Source organism: Bradyrhizobium sp. 76 (assembly GCF_023073025.1).
Classification (GTDB): domain Bacteria; phylum Pseudomonadota; class Alphaproteobacteria; order Rhizobiales; family Xanthobacteraceae; genus Bradyrhizobium.
On record NZ_JADPIS010000015.1, the window covers coordinates 68,596 to 86,248 of the forward strand.

13 protein-coding genes are annotated in these 17,653 nt (G+C 62.3%); 12 read left to right on the forward strand and 1 reads right to left on the reverse strand.

Going from position 1 to position 17,653, the window contains the following annotated elements:
* Positions 1-127 precede the first annotated feature (127 nt).
* The 3 genes from rpoC to IVB48_RS01070 all read left to right on the forward strand — a co-directional run bounded on the left by rpoC (position 128) and on the right by IVB48_RS01070 (position 8,730).
* The gene (gene rpoC, locus IVB48_RS01060) at positions 128-4,324 is read left to right on the forward strand and encodes a DNA-directed RNA polymerase subunit beta' (protein ID WP_247396621.1); all 4,197 of its coding nucleotides are present in this window, start codon (positions 128-130) and stop codon (positions 4,322-4,324) included.
* Between the two features lie 191 nt (positions 4,325-4,515).
* The gene (locus IVB48_RS01065) at positions 4,516-6,576 is read left to right on the forward strand and encodes an FAD-dependent oxidoreductase (protein WP_247396624.1); all 2,061 of its coding nucleotides are present in this window, start codon (positions 4,516-4,518) and stop codon (positions 6,574-6,576) included.
* A gap of 132 nt (positions 6,577-6,708) precedes the next feature.
* Positions 6,709-8,730 (forward strand): ABC transporter ATP-binding protein, encoded by a 2,022-nt coding sequence (locus IVB48_RS01070; RefSeq protein ID WP_247396628.1) that lies wholly within the window; start codon positions 6,709-6,711, stop codon positions 8,728-8,730.
* On the opposite strand, the gene IVB48_RS01075 is transcribed toward IVB48_RS01070, so the two are convergent.
* Positions 8,658-9,896: an NAD(P)/FAD-dependent oxidoreductase gene (locus IVB48_RS01075; protein WP_247396631.1), complete on the reverse strand. Its 1,239-nt coding sequence runs from the start codon at positions 9,894-9,896 to the stop codon at positions 8,658-8,660. The genes IVB48_RS01070 and IVB48_RS01075 overlap by 73 nt on opposite strands.
* Before the next feature lie 640 nt (positions 9,897-10,536).
* Between IVB48_RS01075 and rpsL the strand changes: the two genes are divergently transcribed.
* From rpsL to rplB, 9 genes are all read left to right on the forward strand, one after another.
* On the forward strand, positions 10,537-10,908 hold the full coding sequence (gene rpsL / locus IVB48_RS01080) for a 30S ribosomal protein S12 (RefSeq protein ID WP_007603006.1): 372 nt from the start codon (positions 10,537-10,539) through the stop codon (positions 10,906-10,908).
* Between the two features lie 15 nt (positions 10,909-10,923).
* Complete coding sequence (rpsG, locus tag IVB48_RS01085; RefSeq protein WP_007603009.1) at positions 10,924-11,394, forward strand: 30S ribosomal protein S7; 471 nt, start codon at positions 10,924-10,926, stop codon at positions 11,392-11,394.
* Between the two features lie 30 nt (positions 11,395-11,424).
* Positions 11,425-13,497: an elongation factor G gene (gene fusA / locus IVB48_RS01090; RefSeq protein ID WP_027518591.1), complete on the forward strand. Its 2,073-nt coding sequence runs from the start codon at positions 11,425-11,427 to the stop codon at positions 13,495-13,497.
* Between the two features lie 40 nt (positions 13,498-13,537).
* Positions 13,538-14,728: an elongation factor Tu gene (tuf, locus tag IVB48_RS01095; RefSeq protein ID WP_018456453.1), complete on the forward strand. Its 1,191-nt coding sequence runs from the start codon at positions 13,538-13,540 to the stop codon at positions 14,726-14,728.
* Between the two features lie 82 nt (positions 14,729-14,810).
* Positions 14,811-15,119 carry a 30S ribosomal protein S10 gene (gene rpsJ, locus IVB48_RS01100; protein ID WP_002712302.1) on the forward strand — a complete coding sequence of 103 codons (309 nt, stop codon included), beginning with the start codon at positions 14,811-14,813 and terminating at the stop codon, positions 15,117-15,119.
* Between the two features lie 53 nt (positions 15,120-15,172).
* Positions 15,173-15,886: a 50S ribosomal protein L3 gene (rplC, locus tag IVB48_RS01105; RefSeq protein ID WP_007603016.1), complete on the forward strand. Its 714-nt coding sequence runs from the start codon at positions 15,173-15,175 to the stop codon at positions 15,884-15,886.
* A 1-nt stretch (position 15,887) separates the two neighbouring features.
* Positions 15,888-16,508, forward strand: coding sequence for a 50S ribosomal protein L4 (gene rplD / locus IVB48_RS01110; protein WP_007603018.1), 621 nt, complete (start codon positions 15,888-15,890; stop codon positions 16,506-16,508).
* On the forward strand, positions 16,505-16,807 hold the full coding sequence (locus IVB48_RS01115; RefSeq protein ID WP_007603019.1) for a 50S ribosomal protein L23: 303 nt from the start codon (positions 16,505-16,507) through the stop codon (positions 16,805-16,807). Before rplD ends, IVB48_RS01115 begins: the two co-directional genes overlap by 4 nt.
* A gap of 12 nt (positions 16,808-16,819) precedes the next feature.
* Entirely contained in the window at positions 16,820-17,653 is an 834-nt protein-coding gene (rplB, locus tag IVB48_RS01120; RefSeq protein WP_007603020.1) for a 50S ribosomal protein L2, read from the forward strand.

Below are 17,653 nucleotides of genomic sequence, written 5' to 3' on the forward strand. Positions count from 1 at the left end.
ACGACCCTCATGCCCGGCCTGAATGGCCGGGCATCGGCGCCCAGTCCTCGAATCGCGAGGGCAGGGCGCCCCGCATAGTGATTTTCGAATTTGCTGCCGGAGGCGACCGGCACGCGAGGAGAAGACGATGAACCAAGAAATTATGAATCTCTTTAATCCGACGACGCCGGCTCAGGTCTTCGACCAGATCCGGATCTCGATCGCGAGCCCCGAGAAGATTCTGTCCTGGTCGTACGGCGAGATCAAGAAGCCGGAAACCATCAACTACCGTACCTTCAAGCCCGAGCGCGATGGCCTGTTCTGCGCCCGCATCTTCGGGCCGATCAAGGATTACGAGTGCTTGTGCGGCAAGTACAAGCGCATGAAGTACAAGGGCATCATCTGCGAGAAGTGCTCGGTCGAGGTTACGCTGTCGCGCGTCCGGCGCGAGCGCATGGGCCATATCGAGCTCGCAGCCCCCGTCGCCCACATCTGGTTCCTGAAGTCGCTGCCCTCGCGCATCGGCCTCCTGCTCGACATGACGTTGAAGGATCTCGAGCGGATCCTCTACTTCGAATATTACGTCGTGCTCGAGCCGGGCCTCACCGCGCTGAAGGACCGTCAGCTCTTGTCGGAAGACGAGTATCTGAAGGCGCAGGACGAATACGGCCAGGATTCCTTCACCGCCATGATCGGCGCGGAAGCGATCCGCGAGCTGCTCAAGGGCATGGATCTCGAGAAGCTCGAGCTGACCTTGCGCGCGGAGATGCAGGAGACCGACTCCGACATCAAGCACAAGAAGCTCGCCAAGCGCCTGAAGATCGTGGAAGCGTTCCGCCACTCCGGCAACAAGCCGGAATGGATGATCATGACCGTGGTCCCGGTGATTCCGCCGGACCTGCGTCCGCTGGTGCCGCTGGACGGCGGCCGCTTCGCGACCTCGGACCTCAACGACCTCTACCGCCGCGTCATCAACCGCAACAACCGCTTGAAGCGGCTGATGGAGCTGCGCGCGCCGGACATCATCATCCGCAACGAGAAGCGCATGCTTCAGGAGGCGGTCGACGCGCTGTTCGACAACGGCCGCCGTGGCCGCGTCATCACCGGTGCCAACAAGCGTCCGCTGAAGTCGCTCGCCGACATGCTCAAGGGCAAGCAGGGCCGGTTCCGTCAGAACCTGCTCGGCAAGCGCGTCGACTATTCGGGCCGTTCCGTGATCGTGGTCGGTCCCGAGCTGCGCCTGCATCAGTGCGGCCTGCCGAAGAAGATGGCGCTCGAGCTGTTCAAGCCGTTCATCTACTCGCGGCTTGACGCCAAAGGCCTCTCCACCACCGTGAAGCAGGCCAAGAAGCTGGTCGAGAAGGAGCGGCCCGAGGTCTGGGACATCCTGGACGAGGTCATCCGCGAGCATCCGGTGCTGCTCAACCGCGCACCGACGCTGCATCGCCTCGGCATCCAGGCGTTCGAGCCCGTGCTGATCGAGGGCAAGGCGATCCAGCTTCACCCGCTGGTCTGCGCCGCGTTCAACGCCGACTTCGACGGCGACCAGATGGCCGTGCACGTTCCGCTGTCGCTGGAAGCGCAGCTGGAAGCGCGCGTCCTGATGATGTCGACCAACAACATCCTGCATCCGGCGAACGGCCAGCCGATCATCGTGCCGTCGCAGGACATCGTGCTCGGTCTCTACTACGTCTCCATCATGCGCGAAGGCCTGCCCGGCGAGGGCAAGATCTTCGGCGAGATGGCGGAGCTCGAGCACGCGCTGCACGCGAAGGTCATCCACCTCCACACCAAGATCAAGTACCGGTGGGAAGGCATCGACGATACCGGCAAGATCTCCAAGCGCTGGATCGAGACCACCGCTGGCCGTGTCATGCTGGGCAATTTGCTGCCGAAGAACCCGCGTGTTCCGTACGAGATCATCAACAAGCTGATGACCAAGCGCGAGATCTCCGGCGTCATCGACCAAGTCTACCGCCACTGCGGTCAGAAGGAGACGGTGATCTTCTGCGACCGAATCATGGCGCTCGGCTTCTACAACGCGTTCAAGGCCGGCATCTCGTTCGGCAAGGACGACATGGTCGTGCCGCACTCCAAGTGGAAGATCGTCGACACCACCCGTACGCTGGCGAAGGATTTCGAGCAGCAGTACAACGACGGTCTGATCACCCATGGCGAGAAGTACAACAAGGTCGTCGACGCCTGGTCGAAGGCCACGGAAGAAATCGCCAAGGCGATGATGAAGGAGATCTCCTCGACCAAGAAGACGGCGAGCGGGGCGGATGCCGACATCAACTCGATCTACATGATGGCTCACTCCGGTGCCCGCGGTTCGCCGGCCCAGATGCGCCAGCTCGCCGGCATGCGCGGCCTGATGGCCAAGCCGTCTGGCGAGATCATCGAGACGCCGATCATCTCGAACTTCAAGGAAGGCCTCTCGGTGCTCGAGTACTTCAACTCGACCCACGGCGCCCGCAAGGGCCTCGCGGACACCGCGTTGAAGACCGCGAACTCCGGCTACCTGACCCGTCGTCTGGTCGACGTGGCGCAGGATTGCATCATCACGCAGGACGATTGCGGCACCAAGCTCGGCATCAAGATGCGCGCCATCGTCGATGCCGGCACCGTGGTAGCTTCGCTCGGCTCGCGCATCCTCGGACGCACGGCCTGCGAAGACGTGCGTGACAGCACGGGCAAGGTGATCTTCAAGCGCGGTACGCTGATGGAAGAGAGCCATCTGGATGCCATCCATCAGGGCGGCGTCCAGGAGGTGAAAATCCGCTCGGCGCTGACCTGCGAGCTCGTCAACGGCATCTGCGGCAAGTGCTACGGCCGCGATCTCGCTCGCGGCACGCCGGTCAACCACGGCGAAGCGGTCGGCGTCATCGCGGCGCAGTCGATCGGCGAGCCTGGCACCCAGCTCACCATGCGCACCTTCCACATCGGCGGTGCGGCGCAGCTGAACGAGCAATCTTTCGTCGAATCCAACTTCGACGGCAAGATCGTGATCCGGAACAAGGCCATCGCTCGCAACAGCGACGGCCACCTGGTCGCGATGGTTCGCAACATGGTGATCGCGATCGTCGATGCCGACGGCACCGAGCGTGCGACGCACCGTATTCAGTACGGTTCGCGCCTGCACGTCGACGAAGGCGACATGGTCAAGCGCGGCCAGCGCATCGTAGAGTGGGATCCCTACTCCCGTCCGCTTCTCACCGAGGTCGAAGGCACCATCGGCTTCGAGGATCTGGTCGAGGGACAGTCGATCTCGGAAACACTGGACGAGGCCACCGGTATTGCCAAGCGCGTGGTCATCGACTGGCGCTCGATGCGCGGCGGCGGGGACCTGCGTCCCGCCATCGTGATCAAGGGCAAGGACGGCAAGGTGCTCAAGCTCGCCCGTGGCGGCGATGCCCGCTACATGCTGTCGGTCGATGCCATTCTGTCGGTCGATGTCGGCGCCAAGGTCCAGGCGGGCGACATTCTCGCCCGTGTCTCGACCGAAAGCGCCAAGACGCGCGACATCACCGGCGGTCTGCCGCGGGTGGCGGAACTGTTCGAGGCTCGGCGTCCGAAGGATGCGGCGATCATCGCCGAAATCGCGGGCACCATCCGGTTTGGGCGCGACTACAAGAACAAGCGTCGCATCTCGATCGAGCCGATGGACAAGACCGACGAGCCGCGTGAGTACCTGATCCCGAAGGGCAAGCACATCCACCTTCAGGACGGCGACATCGTCGAAAAGGGCGACTTCATCGTAGAAGGCAACCCGGCGCCGCACGACATTCTGGCGGTCAAGGGCATCGAGGAACTCGCAGCCTATCTGGTCAACGAGATCCAGGAGGTCTACCGGCTCCAGGGCGTGCTCATCAACGACAAGCATATCGAGGTGATCGTTCGTCAGATGCTCCAGAAGGTGGAAGTCACCGACCAGGGCGACACGGACATGATCTCGGGCGAGCAGATCGACAAGATCGAGTTCGACCAGATCAACGCGAAGGCCAAGGAAGAGGGCAAGAAGATCGCCACGGGGACGCCGGTTCTGCTCGGCATCACCAAGGCGAGCCTTCAGACCCGCTCCTTCTTCTCGGCGGCCTCGTTCCAGGAGACCACCCGCGTCCTTACGGAAGCGGCGGTCAACGGCAAGGTCGATCCGCTCGAAGGCCTCAAGGAGAACGTCATCGTCGGCCGGCTGATTCCGGCAGGCACCGGCGCCTCCATGGCGAAGATCCGCGAAGTCGCCGTGAAGCGCGACAAGATGATCCTCGACGAGCGCGAGAAGCAGGCGGCGGTCGTGCCGCCGGCGCCGGAAGTGGAGCCGATGGCGCTGCCACCTGCGGAATGATCGTTCATCCGTAGGAATACCGAGGACACTGAAAAGGCCGGCGAAAGCCGGCCTTTTTGCTGCTTTGTTTCCCTGTTGCGGTGCAGGATCAACCTTTGTTCATCTTTCCTTCAGGCGCAAAAGCGCTTCTGCTAGGAGAGCTTAGACCGGTGGTCCCGTGAAGGGGGCGGGCCGGAGACCACGGAATTCTCATGCTTGATCTCGCAATCGTAGGCGGCGGCCCCGGCGGGCTGATGAGCGCTTGGTATTTGAAGCGCAAGCTCGGCGATCTCTGCCGCGTCACCATCTACGAGGCATCCGACCGGCTCGGCGGCAAGATCGTCACGCGCAAATTCGATTCCGCGCCCGCGATGTACGAGGCCGGCGTTGCCGAGATCTACGACTACTCGATGACCGGGCCGGATCCGTTGCGCGAGTTGATCCAGCATTTCGGCCTGCAGACCATTCCGATGGATGCCGAGCAGGTGCAGTTCGGCGGCGAGCTCCTCAACGACGTCGCTGGCATGCGCCGTAAATACGGCGCCAAGACCGCGGCCGCGATCGAGGCGTTCCGTAAGCGCTGCGCCGAGGCGATGACGCCGATCGAGTATTACGAGGGTGTCGGCGCTCACGACAACGAGAATCCCTGGGCCTACAAGACCGCCGAACAGGTGCTCGACGAGGAGGTCGAGGACGAGACCGCAAAGCGATTCTTCAAGGTGATGGCACGCTCGGACCTCGCGACCGAGAGCCACAACACCAACGGGCTCAACGCGCTCAAGAACTACCTGATGGATGTCGACGGCTACATCGGCCTCTATTCCATCCAGAACGGCAACGAGCAGCTCATCGAGTGCCTCCAGTCCGAGGTCAATGCCGACATCCAGCTCAATCACCGCGTCCTCACCGTCGGCAAGGCGCCGACCGGCCGCTATCAGCTCAAGATGATGAACGGTAAGGGGCCGGAGACGCGCGACTTCGACCTTGTGCTGGTCTGCTTGCCGCATTCCTGGCTCGGGACCGTCGGCTGGGAGGGCGAACAGCTCCGCAAGTCGATGGTCAAGCACGTCTCGTACTTCGACCGTCCCGCGCACTATTTGCGCGTCTCAATCCTGTTCGACACGCCGTTCTGGGGCGACAAGATCGCCGGCGCCTGGTTCATGTCGGAAGCCTTTGGCGGTTGCTGCGTCTACAACGAGGGCGCGCGCCATGATGTGGGCAAGCACGGCGTACTGAACTGGCTGATTCCGGGCTCCGACGCGCTGGCCTTTGCGAATCTCTCCGACCAGGAGCTGATCGATGCCGCGCTGAAATCGCTGCCGGCATCGCTCGGCGATGCGCGCGCCCATTTCATGGAAGGCAAGATCCACCGCTGGCTGTCGTCCGTGAACGCGATTCCGGGCGGCTTGCCCGTGCGCGACGTCATGACCAATCACCGGCCGGAGCCGAAGGAACATCCCGGAATCGTGGTGGTCGGCGACTATCTGTTCGACTCGACGCTGAACGGCCTGCTCGATTCCTCGGACGCGGCGACGGACATCATCTTGACCGAGATGATGCGCCTGCGCCGCGAGCGTTCGCAGGACGACAAGCCGCTCTCGGACAAGATCGATCGCGACTATTTTGACAATTATCGCGGCCAGGGTCCCTACAGCGAAGTGTGGCAACACTTCACCGATCCCGACTATCTCACAAAACTGATCGGCATTGTCTGGGGCAAGGCCAAAGGCACGAAGCTCTTGATCGCGGGCTCGGCCAGCGGCGAGCTTGTCGGCGCGCTGCGCGATCGCGGCATCGATGCCTGGGGCATCGAGAACAACCGCACCATTCACGCCAGAACGCCGAAGGCGCTGAAGAAGTACAACAAGCTCGGTTCGATCACCGACATGCCGTTCAAGGACGGTGCGTTCGACTTCGTGTTCGAGACCAGCCTCTGCCATGTTTCCCCGAAGCAGGTGGTCCGTGCGATCAGGGAGCTGAACCGTGTGGTCAAGACCGGGCTCGTGTTCGGCTCGGTCACCTCGGACATGGCGCCGGCACTGATTGACCGCTACGACCTCCTGCGTGGGGTCAAGAAGCTCGGCACCTGGTGGGAATGGTCCGAACTGTTCTTCGGCAACGGCTTCGAGCTGTCGATGCACCGCAAGGACTGCACGGACGCGCTCTGGGAGACGACGCTCGCCGCCAACAAGGGGCCGGGCCAGTGGTACGCCGACGCCGATTCCCTGCGCTATTCCTTTTTCGACAAGGTCGAGGACGAGGAAGACGACTAGCCGCCTGAAACGGGCGCCTTTGCCAATTGTTTTGCCGAATTCATCCTGATCGCATAGAATCGATGCAATAGCGGTTTCCGCTATTTCCTGCTTTCTCCGCGGTCATGCCGGCCGTCAGCATCGGTTGGTTTCATGGCGTCCAAGCCCCTCCCGCCCGACAAACAGAAGCTCGCCGCGGAAGAGGCGGCCGAGTTCGACGAGAAGCTCGTCCCCACCGTCAAGCCGGACCTCGAAGACGACGAGGACGATGAAGACGAGGAGGATGGAGGGCTGGAGCTCGATGACGATGATGAGGACGAGGACCTCGTCGTCTTTACCGCGCGCGAGGCCGCCGGCGCGCTCGCGACCATCCTGGGCTTCGTCAAACCCTTCCTGGTCAATTACAAGCAGATGCTGTCGTTCGTGGCGTTCGGCGTCTTCGTCGAAACGCTCTTCAACGTCATCATGCCGCTCAGCCTGAAGTACCTGATCGACGACGCGCTCGGCGAGGAGGATTTCCAGGCGCTGTACAAGATCCTCGGCGTGCTCGCGGTCGCGGGCATCTTCACCTCGATCGTCGCGGTCTGGTACGAGCGCTGGGATGCGAGGCTCGCGGCGTGCATCATCTCCGACGTCCGCAAACGGCTGTTCGAGCACGTCCAGGACCTGCCGGCGGCCTATTTCGGTCGCACCAAGCGCGGCGAGATCCTGTCGCGCTTCTCCGTCGACCTCGCGGCCTTCGAGGGCTCGGTCAAGACCTTCGCCAACAGCGCGGCGTTGCCGTTCCTGGAATTGATCGCGGGCATCATCCTGATGGTGTTCCTGAACTGGCAGCTCGCGGCGGTTGCGCTGCTGGTGTTCCCGATCACGCTGATCGGTCCCCGCATGCTCACACCGAAAGCTGTTCAGGCGAATTACGAGCAGAAGCTCAATGAGTCCGCGCTGCTCGGCATGGTGCAGGAGAACGTGGCGGCGCAGGCCGTGATCAAGGCGTTCAGCCTGCAACGCCGGATGTTCGGGTTCTTCAAATTCCGCAACGACGAGACGCGAAACAAGATGGCCTCGGCGGCGTTCCTGTCGACCATGGTGGAGCGGACGGTCACAATTTCGGTGCTGCTCCTGCATCTCGTCGTGCTCGCGATCGGCGCATATCTGGCGACCAAGGGGCAGATCACCATCGGCACCTTCGTCACCTTCGAGAGCGCGTTCTGGGAGGTGTCCTACAACATCGCCCATGTGATGCATTTCATCCCCGTGTCGATCTCCTCGGCAGCCGCGATTCGTCACATGCAGGAGCTGCTCGACGAGCCCACGCGCAGCGCCGATCGTGCCGGCGCGCCCGATCTGCCGCGCATCACCAACGACATCACCTTCGACCACGTGACCTTCCAGTACGAAGGCAGCCAGACGCCGGTGCTAGACAATCTCAGTCTCAAACTCAGTGTCGGCAAGCGCATTGCCATCGTCGGTCCCTCGGGCTCCGGCAAGAGCACGCTGCTGAATCTGATCCTGCGGCTCTATGTGCCTGACGAGGGGCGCGTCACCATCGACGGCGTCGACGTCCGCAAGGTGACGCTGGATTCGCTGCGCCGGAGCATGGCGGTGGTGTTCCAGGAGAACATGCTGTTCAACATGTCGATCCGAGAGAACATCCGGCTCGGCAAGGAGGGCGCGACCGACGAGGAAGTGGAGGAGGCGGCCAAGAAGGCCGAGATCCACCGCTACATCATGAGCCTGCCGCAACGATACGATACGCCGGTGGGCGAGCGCGGCGATACCTTGTCGGGCGGCCAGCGCCAGCGCATCGCGATCGCGCGCGCGGTCATCCGTAATCCTTCCGTGCTGCTGCTGGACGAAGCCACGTCGGCGCTCGACCAGACCACGGAAGCTGCGATCAACCGCACGCTGCTGAAGGTTGCCAAGGGCCGCACCATGATCTGGTCGACCCACCGCCTGACCTCGGTGGTCGAGATGGACGAGATCATCGTGATTTCAGGAGGCAGGGCGATCGAGCGCGGCTCTCATGCGGAACTGCTCGCCAAGAACGGCACCTATCGCAAGCTGTGGAACGACCAGATCCACCAACCTCATGGCGCGCCGGCTCACGTCGACGAGGACAGCGACGATGACGACGAGGATGAAGACGATCTCGACGAGGACGATGAGGAGGAGTGACCGAGGAAGTTCGGCTCCAGATCGAAGGCTCCTCCAAGCGGCCGCAATAGCCCCTGAACCGACCAGGCAATGAAGCGTGCCCAGCGCTGCGCCGTCCAATAGGGGCTCGTCGCAATGGAGACTGAGCGGAAGTCGAACGCCTTCGCCGCCGACCAATCGTCGCACGCCCGCTTGACCGGATCTGCGTAGAAGGTGGCGATCTTGCTTGTATCCATCCCGTCGGAGGCCAGCCATCGCGGGATGTAGAGGTTGCAGAGCCGCTCGACGTCGGTGAAGACCTTGTCGCAGCCGGTGCCGGCGGCAGGGCAGGAGGTCGAGAAGGCATCGCCCACCAGCACGAGGCCGGGTAGGCCGCTGGCATCGTTCACATAGAGATCGACCGGGCGGATTTTCAGCTCACCGGGAATGTCGAACGGTCCAGTGATGCGCTTGAGCCGTGGCAGCGCGGCGTTCAACGTCTCGGCGGGCGCGCGGCGCAGCTCAAGCAGCCAGGGATCGTCGAAGCTGCGGTAGACGAACAGATTGGCGCGCATCCGCGTCCCGATCGGAAAAAGCGTGAGGTAGGGGATGCGGTCGCTCGGCCGTTCCGAGAAATAGGTCAACGCCGGGAAGTCGAAGGAGTCCCGTCCCGCGGGCACCACGTCGAACCCGATCGAAATCGAATGGCAGGCACTGACGATCTTTCGGGCGATTCCCAGCTGGTGGCGCAGCCCGACATTGAGGCCGTTGGCGAGCACGACCAACCGGGCGGAGATCATCTCGTCGTTGGAGAGAGTGACCCTCTGCCGCTCCGCGCTTGTCTCGACCAAGATGGCCTTGGCGCAGATGCGCTCGACGCCGGCAGGAATTTCGTCGCGGACCGCGTTGACGAGGGCGTCGTAGAGGATGTTGAACTGGCGGCTTGGCGCCTTGTCGAGAAGGCGGCCGAAGCGGGCGATCCAGTTCTCACCCACATAGGTCGCGCGGCGCAGCACCGATTCGGCGATTCCCGTCTGCAGGAATCGCCCGACCTGCACGTGACCGCTGAGTTTTTCGACACGAAAGTCCGCCGAATAGTTCTCCTGCGGATCGATCAGAATGGTCGAAATGCCGCTACGGCCGAGCATCGCGGCGGCGGTTGAGCCGGACAATCCCCCGCCGATAATGGCAATGTCGGTGTACCGCATGGTGCTAATCTCTGCCCAAGGCGGCACATTGGCGCTCCAACCGGAAAGAAAGCCTTAGCCAAAGGTTACAAAAGTATATTTAACCCGGGTATAAATTGGTTTCGAGGTGGCGGAACGCGCTCTTCGTTTCCATCTCGCGAAGGTGCAGCGAGCGGCCCGTGAAGCGATTTCAGCAGGCGCGGGAAGCGCTTCTGACTGACGTTTCGCCTTGACTTGACCGACTCCCACTTATAGAACCCCCTCACTTAACGACAGGCGGTGAGCATCGCCAACGTCGGAACGGGCCACCTGTTTGATCCCCTGGGATCGCCAAGACAGGCACCAACCTCGACGAATGCCGCTCAAACGCTGTCGATCATAGCTAGGCAATGCCAGTGCGATTTTAGTTCTCTTGAGCATGTTCTCTCGAGATCGAATTCGGATGCATGACCTCGGTGCGCGGGCCGCAGCTTCAAGCTGACCGGTTCAACTACTGCGGTCCTCTGTGGCGTCGAAGCGCTTTCCGCCCGTTGATGGGTGGTTGGCGCGATTTCGCTTTGTGCGGATTGTTCCGCGCAAGACGGCCTCGTCGGGCGGGTAGCTCGAAAGAATTTGCGGACCCGGTGACGGGCCGCGGCAGAACACAAAGGGTAATGCCAGGATGCCGACGATCAACCAGCTGATCGCTCAACCGCGGGAAGTGCAGAAGTCGCGCAAGAAGGTGCCGGCACTGCAGCAGTCGCCGCAGAAGCGCGGTGTTTGCACGCGCGTTTACACCACGACCCCGAAGAAGCCGAACTCGGCGCTTCGTAAGGTTGCCAAGGTGCGCCTGACCAACGGCTTCGAGGTGATCGGCTACATCCCCGGTGAGGGCCATAACCTCCAGGAGCACTCGGTGGTCATGATCCGCGGCGGTCGCGTCAAGGACTTGCCCGGCGTGCGCTACCACATCCTCCGCGGCGTTCTGGATACCCAGGGCGTCAAGAACCGTAAGCAGCGCCGTTCGAAGTACGGCGCCAAGCGTCCGAAGTAAGCGGGAACCAGGTCCATGTCTCGTCGCCATTCTGCCGAAAAGCGCGAAGTCCTTCCCGATCCGAAGTTCGGGAACATCATCGTCACGAAGTTCATGAATTCGGTGATGTACGCCGGAAAGAAGTCTGTCGCCGAAGGCATCGTCTACGGCGCGTTCGGCCTCATCGAAAGCAAGACCAAGCAGAACCCGCTCGGCGTGTTCGAGCAGGCACTCGAGAACGTCATGCCGACGATCGAAGTGCGCTCCCGCCGCGTCGGTGGCGCGACCTATCAGGTTCCGGTCGAAGTTCGCTCGGTGCGCCGTCAGGCGCTGGGCATTCGCTGGCTGATCTCGGCTGCGCGCGATCGCAACGAGAAGACGATGACCGAGCGGCTCTCTGCGGAGCTCCTGGACGCGTCGAACAACCGGGGTAACGCCGTCAAGAAGCGCGAAGACGTGCACCGGATGGCGGAAGCCAACCGCGCCTTCTCGCACTATCGCTGGTAACGGCGACACACGGAATCTAAGGAACACTCCATGCCCCGCGTTCATGCCATAGAGAACTACCGTAACTTCGGTATCATGGCGCATATCGATGCCGGCAAGACCACGACCACCGAGCGCATCCTCTATTACACCGGCAAGAGCCACAAGATCGGCGAAGTGCACGAAGGTGCCGCGACGATGGACTGGATGGAGCAGGAGCAGGAGCGCGGCATTACGATTACGTCGGCCGCGACCACCGCGTTCTGGGAAGGCAAGCGTCTCAACATCATCGACACTCCCGGCCACGTCGACTTCACCATCGAAGTCGAGCGCAGCTTGCGGGTGCTCGACGGCGCCGTGTGCGTGCTCGACTCGAACCAGGGCGTCGAGCCCCAGACCGAGACGGTCTGGCGCCAGGGCGACAAGTACAAGGTTCCGCGCATCGTCTTCGCCAACAAGATGGATAAGACCGGCGCCGACTTCTACAAGTGCATGCAGGATATCGTCGATCGTCTCGGCGCGAAGCCGATCGCGATCCAGCTTCCGATCGGCTCCGAGAACAACTTCAAGGGTCTGGTCGATCTCGTTCGTATGAAGGGCGTGGTCTGGGAAGAAGAGAAGCTCGACGCCAAGTTCGTCGACATCGATATTCCCGAGGACATGGTCGAGAAGGCCAAGGAATATCGCGAGAAGCTGTTGGAAGCCGCCGTCGAGCTCGACGACGAAGTTCTCGCCGCTTACCTCGACGGCAAGGAGCCGGACGAGGCGACGTTGAAGCGCTTGATCCGCAAGGCCGTGCTGACTGGCGCGTTCTTCCCGGTATTGTGCGGCTCGGCGTTCAAGAACAAAGGCGTGCAGCCTTTGCTCGACGCGGTCGTGGATTATCTGCCGTCGCCGGTTGACGTGCCCGCCATCAAGGGCGTCGACGAAGACGGCAACGAGGTCGTTCGCCTGCCGGACGACAAGGAGCCGCTGGCTCTGTTGGCCTTCAAGATCATGGACGACCCGTTCGTCGGCACCATCACCTTCTGCCGCATCTATTCCGGCACGCTGCTGTCGGGCACCGGCGTCATCAATTCGACGCGCGACCGCAAGGAGCGCATCGGCCGCATGTTGCTGATGCATGCGAACAACCGCGAAGACATCAAGGAAGCCTATGCCGGCGACATCGTCGCACTGGCTGGCCTGAAGGAAGCGCGCACCGGTGACACGTTGTGCGATCCCGACAAGGCGGTGATCCTCGAAAAGATGGAATTCCCCGAGCCGGTCATCGAGATCGCGATCGAACCCAAGTCCAAGGCCGACCAGGAAAAGCTCGGCGTGGCGCTGGCGAAGCTCGCTGCGGAGGATCCGTCCTTCCGCGTGTCGACCGACCAAGAGTCCGGCCAGACCATCCTCAAGGGAATGGGCGAACTCCATCTCGACATCAAGGTCGATATTCTCCGCCGCACCTACAAGGTCGATGCCAACATCGGCGCGCCGCAGGTGGCGTTCCGTGAGCGCGTCACCAAGAGGGCCGAAGTCAAGTACACCCACAAGAAGCAGACCGGCGGTACCGGTCAGTTCGCGGAAGTGTCGATCGTGGTCGAGCCGAACGAGCCCGGCAAGGGTTACGAGTTCGAGTCCAAGATCGTCGGCGGTGCGGTTCCGAAGGAATACATCCCCGGCGTCGAAAAGGGCCTCAACAGCGTGATGGGCTCTGGTGTCGTCGCGGGCTTCCCCGTAGTCGACGTCAAGGTTCAGCTCGTCGACGGCAAGTATCACGACGTCGACTCGTCGGCGCTCGCCTTCGAAATCGCATCGCGTGCTGCATTCCGCGAAGCCTTGCAGAAGGGCAAGTCCGTCCTGCTCGAGCCGATCATGAAGGTCGAAGTGGTGACCCCGGAAGATTACACCGGCTCGGTCATCGGCGACCTGAATTCCCGGCGCGGTCAGATCCAGGGCCAGGACATGCGCGGCAACGCCAACGTCATCAACGCGATGGTGCCGCTCATGAACATGTTCGGTTACGTGAATAACCTGCGCTCGATGAGCCAGGGTCGCGCGACCTTTACCATGCAGTTCGACCACTACGCAGAAGCGCCGGCCAACGTGTCGGCAGAAGTCCAGAAGAAGTTTGCCTGATTGTCGTCGGTCTCGAACTGACGATTGAACGGAGAGTCAAATGGCCAAAGCAAAGTTTGAACGTAACAAGCCGCACTGCAACATCGGCACCATCGGTCACGTCGACCATGGCAAGACGTCGCTGACCGCGGCGATCACCAAGGTCCTCGCCGAAGCCGGCGGCGCGACGTTCACGGCGTACGACCAGATCGACAAGGCGCCGGAAGAGAAGGCGCGCGGTATCACGATCTCGACGGCGCATGTCGAATACGAGACCAAGAACCGCCACTACGCGCACGTCGACTGCCCCGGCCACGCCGACTACGTGAAGAACATGATCACCGGCGCCGCCCAGATGGACGGTGCGATCCTGGTCGTGTCGGCCGCTGACGGTCCGATGCCGCAGACCCGCGAGCACATCCTGCTCGCCCGCCAGGTCGGCGTTCCCGCGCTCGTCGTGTTCCTCAACAAGTGCGACATGGTCGACGATCCGGAACTGCTCGAGCTCGTCGAGCTCGAGGTTCGCGAGTTGCTCTCGAAGTACGAATTCCCGGGCGACACCATCCCGATCATCAAGGGCTCGGCGCTCGCCGCTCTCGAAGATTCCGACAAGACGCTCGGCCATGACGCGATCCTCGAGCTGATGAAGCAGGTCGACGCCTACATTCCGCAGCCGGAGCGTCCGGTCGACCTTCCGTTCCTGATGCCGGTTGAAGACGTGTTCTCGATCTCGGGCCGCGGCACCGTCGTGACCGGCCGTGTCGAGCGCGGTATCGTCAAGGTCGGCGAGGAAATCGAGATCGTCGGTCTGCGCGCCACGCAGAAGACCACGGTCACTGGCGTCGAAATGTTCCGCAAGCTGCTCGATCAGGGCCAGGCCGGCGATAACATCGGTGCGCTGCTTCGCGGTACCAAGCGCGAGGACGTCGAGCGCGGCCAGGTGCTGTGCAAGCCGGGTTCGGTCAAGCCGCACACCAAGTTCAAGGCTGAGGCTTACATCCTCACCAAGGAAGAGGGCGGCCGCCACACCCCGTTCTTCACCAACTACCGTCCGCAGTTCTACTTCCGCACCACCGACGTGACCGGTGTCGTGCATCTGCCGGAAGGCACCGAGATGGTGATGCCGGGCGACAACATCGCGATGGAAGTGCACCTGATCGTGCCGATCGCGATGGAAGAGAAGCTCCGCTTCGCGATCCGCGAAGGTGGCCGTACCGTCGGCGCCGGCGTCGTCGCCTCGATCATCGAGTAATTACGAGAATAGGGATCGGCGAATAGCGAATGTGAAATTCGCTATTCGCTATTCGCCACCCCACTGAAGAAAGACCACGGCAATGAACGGCCAAAACATTCGTATCCGTCTCAAGGCGTTCGACCATCGTATCCTCGATACGTCGACCCGCGAGATCGTGAACACGGCGAAGCGCACCGGCGCGCAGGTCCGCGGACCCATTCCGCTGCCCACCCGCATCGAGAAGTTCACCGTCAACCGTTCGCCGCACGTCGACAAGAAGAGCCGCGAGCAGTTCGAGATGCGCACTCACAAGCGCCTGCTCGACATCGTCGATCCGACCCCGCAGACCGTCGATGCTTTGATGAAGCTCGACTTGGCCGCCGGTGTCGACGTCGAGATCAAGCTCTAAGATTTTTGGATCACGTTCGCCACTAGCGGACAGAAAGAACAGGAAGCACGCCGATGCGCTCCGGAGTGATCGCACAAAAGGTCGGGATGACGCGGGTCTTTACAGAGGCCGGCGAACATATCCCCGTGACCGTGCTGAAGCTCGGCAATTGCCAGGTCGTAGGCCACCGCACCGAAGAGAAAAACGGTTATGTCGCGCTCCAGCTTGGTTCTGGCAGCCGCAAGACCGTGTACATGCCCAAGGCGGAGCGCGGCCAGTTCGCGGTCGCCAAGGTCGAGCCGAAGCGGCAGGTCGAGGAATTCCGCGTCTCCGCGGATCAGATGATCCCCGTCGGTGCCGAGATCCTGGCCGACCACTTTGTCGTCGGTCAGTTCGTCGACGTCACCGGTACTTCGGTCGGTAAGGGTTTTGCCGGCGGTATGAAGCGCTGGAACTTCGGCGGTCTGCGCGCCACTCACGGCGTCTCGGTCTCGCACCGTTCGATCGGTTCGACCGGTGGCCGTCAGGACCCGGGCAAGACCTGGAAGAACAAGAAGATGCCCGGTCACATGGGCGTCGACCGCATCACCACGCTCAACCTTCGGGTCGTTCAGCTCGATGTCGAGCGCGGCCTGATCCTCGTCGAAGGCGCCGTTCCCGGTTCCAAGGGCGGCTGGATCCGCGTGCGCGACGCCGTCAAGAAGCCGCTGCCTAAGGAAGCTCCGAAGCCCGGCAAGTTCAAGGTTGCTGGCGAAGCGGACGCTGCTCCGGCTGCGCAGGAGGCGTGAGATGGAATTGAAGGTCACCACCCTCGAAGGAAAGGAAGCCGGCTCGGTCCAGCTTTCCGACACCATTTTCGGCCTCGAGCCGCGCCAGGACATCATTGCACGTTGCGTGCAGTGGCAGCTCAACAAGCGCCAGGCCGGCACGCACAAGGCCAAGGGCCGCGCCGAGATCTGGCGCACCGGCAAGAAGATGTACAAGCAGAAGGGCACCGGTGGTGCTCGTCACGGCTCGGCTCGCGTGCCGCAGTTCCGCGGCGGTGGCCGTGCCTTCGGTCCGGTGGTGCGTTCGCACGCCACCGACCTGCCGAAGAAGGTCCGTGCGCTCGCGCTCAAGCATGCGCTCTCGGCCAAGGCCAAGGACGGCGATCTCATCGTGATCGACAAAGCCGCGCTGGAAGCCGCCAAGACCAAGGCGCTGCTTGGTCATTTCTCCGGTCTGGGTTTGACCAACGCGCTGATCATCGACGGCGCCGAGCTCAACAACGGCTTCGCCGCTGCAGCCCGCAACATCCCGAACATGGACGTGCTGCCGATCCAGGGCATCAACGTCTATGACATCCTGCGCCGTCGGAAACTCGTTCTGACCAAGGCCGCCATCGATGCGCTGGAGGCGCGCTTCAAATGACGAAGAACATCGAGCCTCGCCACTACGACGTGATCCTGTCGCCGGTCGTGACCGAAAAGGCCACGATCGCCTCGGAGCACAACAAGGTGCTGTTCAAGGTGGCCGCGAAGGCGACCAAGCCGCAGATCAAGGAAGCGATCGAGAAGCTGTTCGACGTCAAGGTCAAGAGTGTCAACACGCTGGTCCGCAAGGGCAAGACCAAGATCTTCCGCGGCAACCTCGGCTCGCAGTCGAACTCCAAGCGCGCGATCGTGACTCTCGAAGAGGGTCACCGGATCGACGTGACCACCGGTCTGTAAGGTCGTACGACGATGGCACTGAAGACATTCAATCCCACGACGCCGGGCCAGCGCCAGCTGGTCATGGTCGATCGTTCGGCCCTCTACAAGGGCAAGCCGGTCAAGGCGCTCACCGAAGGCAAGCACTCCTCTGGCGGCCGCAACAACACCGGTCGCATCACGGTGCGCTTCCGCGGCGGCGGTCATAAGCGGACGTTGCGTACCGTCGATTTCAAGCGCGACAAGGTCGATGCGCCCGCGACGGTCGAGCGGCTGGAATATGATCCGAACCGCACCGCGTTCATCGCGCTGGTCAAGTACGAAGACGGCACCCAGGCCTATATCCTGGCGCCGCAGCGCCTGGCCGTCGGTGATTCCGTCGTCGCCGGCAACTACGTCGACGTGAAGCCGGGCAATGTCATGCCGCTGGGCAACATGCCGGTCGGCACGATCATCCACAACATCGAGGTCAAGATCGGGAAGGGCGGCCAGCTCGCCCGTTCCGCGGGCACCTACGCCCAGCTCGTCGGTCGCGACCAGGACTACGTGATCGTCCGCCTGAACTCGGGTGAACAGCGCCTGGTGCACGGCCGTTGCCGCGCCACGATTGGCGCGGTGTCGAACCCGGATCACATGAACACGTCGATCGGCAAGGCCGGCCGCAACCGTTGGCTGGGCCGCAAGCCGCATAACCGCGGCGTCTCGATGAACCCGATCGACCATCCGCACGGCGGTGGTGAAGGTCGTACCTCGGGCGGCCGCCACCCGGTTACTCCGTGGGGCAAGCCGACCAAGGGCAAGAAGACCCGCTCCAACAAGTCGACCAACAAATTCATTCTCCTAAGCCGCCACAAGCGGAAGAAGTAA

Coding starts and splice junctions, on each gene's coding strand:
- rpoC (WP_247396621.1), top strand. CDS start 128: ATGAACCAAGAAATTATGAATCTCTTTAATCCGACGACGCCGGCTCAG.
- IVB48_RS01065 (WP_247396624.1), top strand. CDS start 4,516: ATGCTTGATCTCGCAATCGTAGGCGGCGGCCCCGGCGGGCTGATGAGC.
- IVB48_RS01070 (WP_247396628.1), top strand. CDS start 6,709: ATGGCGTCCAAGCCCCTCCCGCCCGACAAACAGAAGCTCGCCGCGGAA.
- IVB48_RS01075 (WP_247396631.1), bottom strand. CDS start 9,896: ATGCGGTACACCGACATTGCCATTATCGGCGGGGGATTGTCCGGCTCA.
- rpsL (WP_007603006.1), top strand. CDS start 10,537: ATGCCGACGATCAACCAGCTGATCGCTCAACCGCGGGAAGTGCAGAAG.
- rpsG (WP_007603009.1), top strand. CDS start 10,924: ATGTCTCGTCGCCATTCTGCCGAAAAGCGCGAAGTCCTTCCCGATCCG.
- fusA (WP_027518591.1), top strand. CDS start 11,425: ATGCCCCGCGTTCATGCCATAGAGAACTACCGTAACTTCGGTATCATG.
- tuf (WP_018456453.1), top strand. CDS start 13,538: ATGGCCAAAGCAAAGTTTGAACGTAACAAGCCGCACTGCAACATCGGC.
- rpsJ (WP_002712302.1), top strand. CDS start 14,811: ATGAACGGCCAAAACATTCGTATCCGTCTCAAGGCGTTCGACCATCGT.
- rplC (WP_007603016.1), top strand. CDS start 15,173: ATGCGCTCCGGAGTGATCGCACAAAAGGTCGGGATGACGCGGGTCTTT.
- rplD (WP_007603018.1), top strand. CDS start 15,888: ATGGAATTGAAGGTCACCACCCTCGAAGGAAAGGAAGCCGGCTCGGTC.
- IVB48_RS01115 (WP_007603019.1), top strand. CDS start 16,505: ATGACGAAGAACATCGAGCCTCGCCACTACGACGTGATCCTGTCGCCG.
- rplB (WP_007603020.1), top strand. CDS start 16,820: ATGGCACTGAAGACATTCAATCCCACGACGCCGGGCCAGCGCCAGCTG.